This is a genomic window from Pseudomonas sp. 05N434, assembly GCF_056396965.1.
In genome coordinates this window covers 1-10,495 of sequence record NZ_JBFTMK010000258.1, presented here as the reverse complement: position 1 = coordinate 10,495, position 10,495 = coordinate 1, and the positions used below count along the sequence as shown (strand labels likewise).

The window sequence follows — 10,495 nt, the reverse complement described above, 5'->3', positions numbered from 1 at the left end:
GCGTAAAGGCGACCTGACCAACATGGTGCCGGATGGCAAAGGCCGTGTTCGTCTGGAGTACAACATCCCTGCTCGCGGTCTGATCGGTTTCCGTAACCAGTTCCTGACCCTGACCAACGGTGCTGGCATCCTGACCTCGATCTTCGATCGCTACGACACCATGAAGTCCGGCGACATGTCCGGTCGTCAGAACGGTGTTCTGGTATCGGTAGAAACCGGCAAGGCGCTGACCTACTCCCTGGAAACCCTGCAGGCGCGTGGCAAGCTGTTCGTTGAGCACGGTCAAGAGATCTACAACGGTCAGATCGTTGGTCTGAACAGCCGTGACAACGACATGGGCGTCAACCCAACCAAAGGCAAGAAGCTCGACAACATGCGTGCTTCGGGTAAAGACGAAACCATCGCCCTGGTTCCACCTGTTCGCTTCACTCTGGAACAGGCCCTGGAATTCATCCAGGATGACGAGCTGTGCGAAGTGACACCTAAGTCGATCCGCCTGCGTAAGAAGATCCTGGACTGCTGCGCTGCCGAACGCAGCCTCGCTGGGGCTCGACAGCTGCTACGGGGATCGAGGCGGCTTTAAAACTTTTCGAGGGTGCGGCTGGAACTGCTGGTCTCGCGCACCACTTCTTTAGGCTTGTACGCGCAATACCCTGGCCGCGGTCCGATCTTCGGGTGGTTGCGGCAGGTGTCCGGGCGCTTATCATAAATAGTGCACAAACGGCTTTTACGATCCAGGTACAGGCAATCGTTGTTGCTCATGCGCTGGAGGGTGAAGATCTCGGACTTCTGGTTGTAGCGCTCGACAATCCCTTCCTTCTGCAAGCGCTTGGCGATGTTCTTGGGTGGATCGCCCAGTTCGAATTCGTCGACGATGCCGATACGGATCAGATCCTTGATCTTGACCTCGACCGGCAGCGTGCAGCAGCTGGACATGCACGAGCCGCACATTGGGGCAGAGTACTTGGCCCAGGTATCGAGGCGATCGATTTCCGCGGCGGCGATCAGGTTGGGCTTCATCATCGGTTGTTACCAGCGTGTGCATCAGGGCGCGCGATCATACCGGGACTGGTGGATTTTTGAACAACCTTTCGCCAGATTTTTTTTGCTTGTCGCAAAATAGTCCTGTGTCCGGCACGGCCCCTGCATTGTTTCTGGCCCACGACAACGTAATGTCGATCTATCTCGTACTAACAGGAAAAACTGCCGAACCAGAGTCTCTACGGTCTGTCAGACCGACTAGGCTCAGACAACTTCACGCTCGCTCGAGGTCTTATCGATGACTCAAGAACCACTTGTTCGCGAAGCAGAGGTGGCCGCATTCCGCGACGCCGTCTTGACCAAGCTCACTTACGCGGTGGGTAAAGACCCGGATCACGCCTTCGACCATGACTGGTTCGAAGCCATTGCCCTGGCGGCGCGTGATCACATGGTCGAGCACTGGATGGACCACACCCGGCAGATCTACCGCAAAGGCCAGAAACGCGTTTATTACCTTTCCCTTGAATTTCTTATCGGTCGCTTGCTCTACGACAGCCTGAGCAACCTCGGCTTGCTCGATGTGGCCCGCGAGGCCATGACCGAACTGGGGGTCGACATCGAACGCATCCGTCTGCTGGAGCCCGATGCTGCACTGGGCAACGGTGGCCTCGGACGTCTGGCGGCATGCTTTATGGAAAGCATGTCGACCCTCGGCATCGCCGGCCATGGCTATGGCATTCGTTACGAACACGGTTTGTTCCGCCAGGCCATCGTCGACGGCTGGCAGCAGGAGCAGACCGAACACTGGCTGGACTTCGGCAACCCGTGGGAGTTCGAACGACCAGAGGTGGCCTACCCGATCGGTTTCGGCGGCAGTGTCGAAACCGTGACCGATGAAGCCGGCAAGTCCAGGCAAGTCTGGTCCCCGTCGGAAACCGTGCGGGCCATCGCCTACGACACCCCGGTGGTCGGTTGGCGTGGTGCAAGCGTCAACACCCTGCGGCTGTGGCGCGCCCGGGCCATGGAAGAATTGCATCTGGAGCGCTTCAACGCGGGCGACCACTTGGGCGCGGTCGCGGAAGTGGCCTGGGCAGAAAGTATCTCCCGCGTGCTTTACCCGGCGGACAGCAACGAGGCCGGCCAGGAGTTGCGCCTGCGCCAGGAATATTTCTTCGTCTCCGCGTCCTTGCAGGACTTGTTGCGTCGCCATCGCAACATGCACACCTCGGTGCTGACTCTGGGCGATCACGCCGCCATTCAACTCAACGACACTCACCCCTCGATCGCCGTGGCCGAACTGATGCGTCAGTTGGTCGACGTCTATGACGTGGCGTGGGATGCGGCGTGGCAGATCACGGTCGACACGCTGTCGTACACCAACCACACGCTGTTGCCGGAAGCGCTGGAAACCTGGCCGGTCAGTCTGATGGAGCGGATGCTGCCCCGGCACATGCAGATCATTTACTTGATCAACGCCCAGCACATCGACTCGTTGCGAGCCAAAGGTGTTCACGATTTCGACGTGCTGCGTGCGATTTCGCTGATCGAGGAAGACAACGGTCGCCGCGTGCGCATGGGTAACCTGGCATTCCTGGGTTCCCACAGCGTCAATGGCGTGTCCGGCCTGCACACGCAGCTGATGCGCAGCACGGTGTTCTCCGAGCTGCACAAGCTTTACCCGGACCGGATCAACAACAAGACCAATGGCATTACCTTCCGCCGCTGGCTCTATCAGGCCAACCCCGAACTCACCTCCATGCTGGTCGACGCCCTCGGCCCGAATCTGCTGGACAACCCCGAGGAGCGCTTGCTCGCGCTGGAGCCGTTTGCCGAGAAGACTGCATTTCGCAAGCAGTTCGCCGAACAGCGGCTGCACAACAAGAAAGCCCTGGCGTACCTGATTCATGAGCGGCTGGGGATCGCGGTCAATCCGGCGGCGATGTTCGATGTGCAGGTCAAGCGGATCCACGAATACAAGCGTCAGTTGCTTAACCTGATGCACACCGTCGCGCTGTATCAGGCGATTCGTGCCGAGCCGGAAACCGACTGGGTGCCGCGGGTGAAAATCTTCGCCGGCAAGGCGGCGGCCAGTTATCACCAGGCCAAGCTGATCATCAAGCTGACCAACGACATTGCGCGGGTGGTCAACAACGACCCGACGGTGCGCGGCTTGCTCAAAGTGGTGTTCCTGCCCAACTACAACGTCAGCCTGGCCGAGAGCATCATTCCGGCGGCGGACTTGTCGGAGCAGATTTCCACTGCCGGCTTCGAAGCCTCGGGCACCAGTAACATGAAATTCGGCCTCAACGGCGCGCTGACCATCGGTACCCTGGACGGGGCCAACGTGGAAATGTGCGAGCGCATCGGTGCCGAGCACATGTTTATTTTTGGTCTCAGCGCCCAGCAAGTGGAAGCGCGCAAGCGTAACCATGAATTCAACGCCGCGCCGGACATCGCCGCCTCCCATCGGCTCAACGACGTGCTGCAAGCGATTCGCAGCGGGGTGTTCTCACCAGACGATCCGTCCCGTTATACCGCGCTGATCGATTCGCTGGTGGACTACGACCGCTTCCTGGTCTGCGCCGATTTCGACTCTTACTGGAACGCGCAGATGCGGGTCGAAGCTCACTGGCACGACTCGAAAGAGTGGTGGCGCTCGGCGGTATTGAACACCGCGCGGATGGGCTGGTTCTCGTCCGACCGGACCATTCGCGAGTACGCAACGGATATCTGGAAGGCTTTGGAGTAATTTTTAGCAACAAATGTGCGCAAGGCCCAACGTCCGTTGGGCCTGATCGATATACTAAGCACCAACTTGACCCAGTGTGGGAGCGGCGCACTGCCGCTCCCACACTGAATTCCGGGTGTCTGCTCACTAGACTGAGCCAGAGGCTGTATCGCACGGATCAGCCCCGCCACGGGGCCGCTTAGGGATATCGACCATGCAATGGATGTTAATGCTGATTGGGCTGCTGCTGGGCTGGATTCTTGACGAGTCGTTCAGCGAGGCGCTGTTGGGCGCTTTGCTCGGGCTGGGTCTCGGCCAGGCCATGCGTATCGGCCGCTTGAGCACTCAAACGGCCGAGCAGCGACGTTTACTCGATCAGGCTCAGGTTGCGCTGAATGCGGTCGAGCAGCGACTGGCGTTGCTGGAAGTGTCGGGTGCCAAGGCACCTGAACCAGGCGAACCGGTTGTCAGCGAACCCGCTGAGTCGCCTGAAGTCATTCTTGAGCAAGCCCCTGTCGCACCCACGGAGCTGGTCTGGGAGCTACCCCCCGAATTCGAACCCATCACCGCGGCCGCTGCCGAAACCAGTCGTCCGTTGCCCGCCGATGTCTGGCAGCCCGAGCCGGTCGCCCGCGAACCGCAGCAACCGGCCGAGCCGCGCGGCCCGAACTTCATCGAGCGCGCCATCAGCGGCGCACGCAATTGGCTGTTCGGCGGCAATACCGTATTGCGGGTCGGCGTGATGCTGTTGTTCCTCGGCCTGGCTTTCCTGTTGCGTTATGCCACCGAAGGCATGGTGGTGCCGATCGAGTTGCGCTACGCCGGTGTCGCGGCGGCGGCCTTGGGCCTGCTCGCCCTGGGCTGGTGGCTGAGACTGCGCAACAGCAACTACGCGCTGATGCTGCAAGGCACCGGGATCGCGGTGTTGTACCTGACGGTATTTGCCGCGATGCGTCTGCATCCGTTGCTTGATCCCAAGGCAGCATTGGGCCTGTTGGTGGTGGTGACGGTGTTCTCGGCGATTCTCGCCATTACCCAAAATGCGTTGGGCCTGGCCGCCGCTGCCGCGTTGGGCGGTTTCGCCGCGCCGATCCTGACCTCCACCGGCGCCGGCAATCACGTCGCGCTGTTCAGCTATTTCGCCCTGCTCAACGCTGGCATCCTCGCCATCGCGTGGTTCAAGGCCTGGCGGCTGCTCAACCTGATCGGGTTTGTCGGCACCTTCGGCATCGGCTTTGCCTGGGGCCTGCGCTCCTATAGACCGGAGCTGCTGTGGAGTACCGAGCCGTTCCTGATTCTGTTCTTCCTGATGTACCTGGCCATCGGTTTGTTGTTCACCCGGCGCAAGTTGCTGGAAATGAGCGACGCGCCCGAGGACGACAGCCGTGAAGCGCTGCTGCGCTGGTCGGCGCACAAGGGCGATTACGTCGACGGCATGATGCTGTTCGCGCCACCGTTGGTGGGCTTCGGTCTGCAGTTCGCGCTGGTGGAGCACTTTGAATTTGCCGCGGCCTTCAGCGCCTTGGCCTTGGGCATGATTTACATGGGGCTGGCCCGGTTGCTGATGGGGGGGCGAGCACTGTTGTTGGCCGAAACCTGYCTGGCGCTGGGGGTGATCTTCGCCAGTCTGGCGATTCCTCTGGGGCTTGATGCGCGTTGGACTGCCGCAGCCTGGGCGGTGGAAGGGGCGGGGATTTTCTGGCTCGGCCTGCGTCAACGACGGCCGCTGGCGCGGGCCTTTGCCTTGCTGCTGCAATTGGGCTCGGCGTTGGCTTTTATCAGCGAATTGCGCAGCGGCGAGAGCAGCCTGCTCGATGGTGCGCCGCTGGGGGCGTTGATGCTCGGTGTTGCGCTGCTGTTCAGCTTCTACCAATTACGCAAAGCGTTGCCTGAACAGGCGTTGCCGTGGGAGCGCCAGGGCTTGCCGGTGCTGGCCTGCCTGGGCCTGACGTTCCTCTATCTGCTGGCGCCGCTGTTTTTCTTCACTCACGGCACGGCGATCAGTTGGGCGCTGGCCGGGTTGGCGACGCTGTTCGTCGGCCTGCGCCTGCAATCGCGGGCGTTCCTGTTCAGTGCGTTCGCCGTGCAACTGCTCGGCGGTGCGTTGTTCCTGGTGCGGCTGCGAGGGGCGAGCGGAGACTCGGCTGCGGTATTCAGCGCCGGCTGGAGCGGTTTGCTCAGCGCATCCTTGATCGGGCTGGCACTGATCGCCGGCATGTTGTTGGCGGCCCGGGACGAAATGGTGCGCAGTGACGTACGTTTGCTGCGTGGCTTGTCGGTGGTGCTATTGGCCGGTCTGGTGCTGATCAACCTGGCGGTGCTGTTCGTGTTGCCGTGGCAAACCGCGAGTGCGGTGTGGGCGGCCAGTGGTTTGTTCATCATCTGGCTGAGTCTGTACCTGAAGCAGCGTGTGAGTTTTGTCTTTGGTCTGCTGTTGCAGGTGATCGGCGGCGTAGCGTTCCTGTTCGCCGGGCCAGACCTGCTCGGGCCGCTGCTCAGCGAAGGGTTGCGACCGTTGGCGCATAGCGGGTTCTGGACACCGCTGGTGCTGGGACTGGCGGCATTTGTCGGGGCCTGGCGTTTGCAGCTAGGCAACCATGCTTCGGCTTTCGATGTGTTGAGCCTGCAGCGCTTGTCCGAAGTGTTGCTGGTGTGGGGCACGGGTTGGTGGGCACTGGCGTGGATCAGCGAAGTGCTGCGTTTTGCGCCTGTGAACCTGCAAGCGACGTTGTTGCTGGCGGTCGCGGCGGTGAGTGTGGCGCTGTGGGCGGTGCTGGCGCTGCGCCTGAAGTGGTCGTCGCTGGGTTTGCTCTGCACCTTGCTGATTCCCGCCGCCGGTCTGGTGTTGCTCGCGGCCTGGCATTCGCGTTATCACCCGGCCGCCAACTTCGGCTGGCTGGTTTGGGCCGCGGTGTTCGTCGTGCATTTCATCTCGTTGCAGCGTCTGGCGTCGATGCTGCCCGAAAAAGCCCAGAGCACCGCCCATGTACTCGGTTGCTGGCTATTGATCGGCGTGTTGGCCCTGGAGCTGCGTTATGGCTTGCTGCTGTTGTCGGAGCAGTACAACGCCTGGCGCTGGTTGGGCTGGGCGATTCTGCCGAGCCTGTATCTGGTGCTGATGGCCGCACCGCGCGCGTGGCCATGGCCAGTGTCGGCTTATCCCCGCGAGTACCGGGTCTATGCCGCCGCGCCGTTGGCGTTGTTAATGCTCGGCTGGTTCTGGCTGGCGAACATGGTCAGCGACGGCACCGCCGAGCCGTTGCCCTATGTGCCACTGATCAACCCGCTGGAGCTGGGCCTGTTGTTCGCCCTGTTCGGTGTTTATGTCTGGTCCCGCAACGCAGTCACGCAACTGGCGATCCGCAAGGATTACACCGATAACGCCACGCAGGTGATTGCCGGTGTTTCACTGTTCGCCTTCTTTACCGCGCTGGTGATGCGCGCGGCCCACCACTGGGGTGGCGTGCCGTTCGCGCTGGATCTGCTGCTTGAATCGATGGGCTGATCGCGTTGGTGGTCGCCAAGCTGTTCTTCGTTGAATTGAGTAACCGCGGCGGGTTGGCGCGGATCGTGTCGTTTATCGGCGTTGGCGTGTTGCTGTTGGTGGTGGGCTATTTCGCCCCGCTGCCACCCAAGCGTGCCGAAGCCGTGCCGGGTGCTGAAAAACCGGCCCCTGAAACCGAAGGAGTGTCATCTTGAGTCAGAAGCTGAACCTGGGCTGGTGGGCTGCTGTTGTGCTGGGGGTGACACTGTCGGCTGGCGCGCAGGAAAAACCTGCGGACTTCGCCACGCAGGTGCCATTGTCTGTGAGCGGCGAGGGCCCGTGGTATCGCCTGGAATTGCCCTTGGGCGTGCAACTGAACGCGCGGCAAACCGATCTCAGCGATGTGCGTGTGTTCAACGCCGCCGGTGAGCCTCAGGCGTACGCTTTGGCTCGAGAGCCTGCGCAGACCCACGAAAACCGCACGCTGACCGACGTAAAGTGGTTCCCGTTGTACAACTCGGCGGATGCCAGCGAACGCACGCCGAGCGTACGGGTGCAATCGAACACCAACGGCACGTTGATCGAAGTGCAGCCGTCCAGCCAGTTGGAGGCGGGCGAAGAAGAGCTGCGCGGCTGGTTACTCGATGCCAGCGGCATCAAGGCGCCGTTGCAGCAATTAATCCTCGACTGGACCAGTGAACGCGACGGCTTCCAGCGTTTCAGCATCGAAGCCAGCAACGATTTGCAGCATTGGCAGTCGTGGGGTGAAGGGCAGGTGGCGCGTCTGACGTTTGCCGACGAACGGGTCGAGCAACATGAAGTCGGCCTGCCGGGGCAATCGGCGCGCTATCTGCGTTTGCTTTGGAATTCGCCTCAGTCGGCGCCAGTGCTGACCTCGGCGCAGCTGGAAAGCACCAACCCTCGCACCTTGCCGCTGCCGTTGGTCTGGTCGCAACCCTTGGCCGGCAGCAGCGTGAAGGCCGGTGAGTACATCTGGCAATTGCCGATGGGGTTGAACGTCCAGCGCTTGCAGGTCGAGCTGAATCAGCCCAACAGCCTGGCACCGGTAACGTTGTCGGGGCGCCGGGAGACCAGCCTGCCGTGGCAACCGCTGACCAACGGTTTGCTCTATCGCCTGACCCAGAATGGCCAGGATGTGGTGCAGAACGAATTGCAGTTGTCGGGCCAGACCGTGCAGCAATTGAAACTGACGGTGGATGAACGCGGCGGTGGCCTGGGTGCCGAAGCACCCACCGTGCGGTATGCCGTGCGCTCCACGCAATTGGTGTTCCTGGCGCGCGGTGCCGGGCCTTATACGCTGGCGCTGGGAAGTGCGACGGTGAAGGCTGCAAGCTTGCCATTGTCGACGCTGATTCCCGATTACAGCGCGGCGAAGCTGGCGACGCTGGGCAAGGCGACGGTGGACGGCGGGGCCGTGGTGACCCCGGCGGCGACAGCACCAACTGTGCTGGGCACGAACTGGAAAAAGATCGGGTTGTGGGCGGTGTTGCTGCTCAGTGTGCTGTTTCTGGGAGGGATGGCGTTCAGTTTGCTGCGCAAGCCTGCTGCTAAATCCTGAGGATGGCTGGCGCTGCGCGCCAGATCGCGGGCAAGCCGCTCCTGCAGGGGCGAGGCTTGCCCGCGAAGACGTCCTTCCTGCCACCAAAAATATCGAAACTGGCGCCCAATCGCGGCCCATTTCGAACTACGCTCAACCCCGCGCATGAACTCTATTGGGTGTATCACGTCTGATAGGAGGAAATGCGCCCCGACTCGCGTTAAACTGCGCGGGTTTTTAGCCCCCCATTCCTCCGGAGCCGTCCATGTCCCGCGTTACCCTGAGTCGCTATTTGATTGAGCAGACCCGCAGCAACAACACTCCTGCCGATCTGCGTTTCCTGATCGAAGTGGTGGCGCGTGCCTGTAAGGAAATCAGCCACGCCGTTTCCAAAGGCGCCCTGGGTGGTGTCCTGGGCAGCATGGGCACTGAAAACGTCCAAGGTGAAGTGCAGAAGAAGCTTGATGTGATGTCCAACGACATCCTGCTCGAAGCCAACGAATGGGGCGGTCACCTGGCCGGCATGGCATCCGAAGAAATGGACAATGCCTACCAGATCCCGGGCAAATACCCGAAAGGCGCGTACTTGCTGGTGTTCGACCCGCTGGACGGTTCGTCGAACATCGACATCAACGCGCCGGTCGGTACGATCTTCTCGGTGCTGCGTTGCCCGAACGAATACCTGACCCAGAACGAGCCTTTGAACGAAAAGGCCTTCCTGCAGCCAGGCACTCAGCAGGTTGCCGCCGGTTACGCGATTTACGGTCCACAGACCATGCTGGTGCTGACCCTGGGCAATGGCGTCAAAGGCTTCACCCTGGATCGTGAAATGGGCAGCTTCGTACTGACCCATGAAGACATCACGATTCCGGAGTCCACGCAGGAATTCGCGATCAACGCGTCCAACAAGCGTCACTGGGAAGCGCCGGTACAACGTTACGTCGACGAATTGCTGGCTGGCGATGAAGGCCCGCTGAAGAAGAACTACAACATGCGTTGGGTCGCCGCGATGGTGGCCGACGTGCACCGCATCCTGACCCGCGGCGGTCTGTTCATGTACCCACGCGACAGCCGCGAGCCGTCGAAGCCGGGCAAACTGCGCCTGATGTACGAAGCCAACCCGATRTCGTTCCTGGTGGAGCAAGCGGGTGGCGCATCCACTGACGGCCACCAGCGCATCCTCGACATCCAGCCGGAAGGCCTGCACCAGCGTGTTGCGGTGTTCCTCGGTTCGAAAGAAGAAGTTGCCCGCGTCACGGCTTACCACAAGGAATAAAACATGACCGCGCCCTGGCAGCCGTTACTCGAATGGTGGTTTGGATCTTTCGAATCACCCAACGAAATAGCGGCTGACAAGGGCAAGTTATGGTTCGGCAAGCGTGACAGTCAGGACCTCGAAGCGCGGATGCGTTTCGGGGATCTGGTCGAGCAGGCACTGGCCGGCGGATTGATCGAATGGGCGCAACGCCCCGAAGGTTGGCTGGCCCTGGTGTTGTTGCTCGATCAATTGCCGCGAATGATCTTTCGCGACACACCCAAATCCTTTTCCGGCGACGTCAGGGCCCAGGCACTGGTGGCGCAAGGCATTGCCGCGGATTTCGATCGGCAACTGCGACCGATCCAGCGGGTTTTTATCTATCTGGTGTTCGAACACTGCGAAAACCTGGCGGTGCAGAACGAAGCGGTTTCGCGGTTTCTCGATCTGGTTGAACAGCAACCCGAGGCGGATCGGGCGGTGTTTGCC

The 10,495-nt window shown here is 61.1% G+C and carries 5 protein-coding genes and 2 pseudogenes; 6 read left to right on the top strand and 1 reads right to left on the bottom strand.

The features are described from left to right. Nucleotides 1–583, top strand: a pseudogene (locus AC1DLB_RS17055) (translational GTPase TypA); the annotation flags it as partial. Here the strand turns inward: AC1DLB_RS17055 and AC1DLB_RS17050 are convergent. After that, nucleotides 580–1,020 (bottom strand): YkgJ family cysteine cluster protein, encoded by a 441-nt coding sequence (locus tag AC1DLB_RS17050; protein ID WP_026286653.1) that lies wholly within the window; start codon nt 1,018–1,020, stop codon nt 580–582. The pseudogene AC1DLB_RS17055 and the gene AC1DLB_RS17050 overlap by 4 nt on opposite strands. Before the next feature lie 259 nt (nt 1,021–1,279). Between AC1DLB_RS17050 and AC1DLB_RS17045 the strand changes: the two genes are divergently transcribed. The 5 genes and pseudogenes from AC1DLB_RS17045 to AC1DLB_RS17025 all read left to right on the top strand — a co-directional run. Beyond that, entirely contained in the window at nt 1,280–3,730 is a 2,451-nt protein-coding gene (locus tag AC1DLB_RS17045) for a glycogen/starch/alpha-glucan phosphorylase (RefSeq protein WP_064615887.1), read from the top strand. Nucleotides 3,731–3,923: 193 nt separating this feature from the next. Continuing rightward, nucleotides 3,924–7,408, top strand: a pseudogene (locus AC1DLB_RS17040) (DUF2339 domain-containing protein). Beyond that, a complete protein-coding gene (locus tag AC1DLB_RS17035; protein WP_018929192.1) occupies nt 7,405–8,772 on the top strand; it encodes a DUF3999 domain-containing protein in 1,368 nt (455 codons plus the stop codon). Before AC1DLB_RS17040 ends, AC1DLB_RS17035 begins: the two are co-directional and overlap by 4 nt. A gap of 244 nt (nt 8,773–9,016) precedes the next feature. Beyond that, a complete protein-coding gene (locus tag AC1DLB_RS17030; protein ID WP_477785323.1) occupies nt 9,017–10,027 on the top strand; it encodes a class 1 fructose-bisphosphatase in 1,011 nt (336 codons plus the stop codon). Between the two features lie 3 nt (nt 10,028–10,030). Further along, nucleotides 10,031–10,495, top strand: a 465-nt coding sequence (locus AC1DLB_RS17025; RefSeq protein WP_477785322.1) for a DUF924 family protein, incomplete at its 3' end; no start/stop codon positions are given.

Coding starts and splice junctions, on each gene's coding strand:
- AC1DLB_RS17050 (WP_026286653.1), bottom strand. CDS start 1,020: ATGAAGCCCAACCTGATCGCCGCCGCGGAAATCGATCGCCTCGATACC.
- AC1DLB_RS17045 (WP_064615887.1), top strand. CDS start 1,280: ATGACTCAAGAACCACTTGTTCGCGAAGCAGAGGTGGCCGCATTCCGC.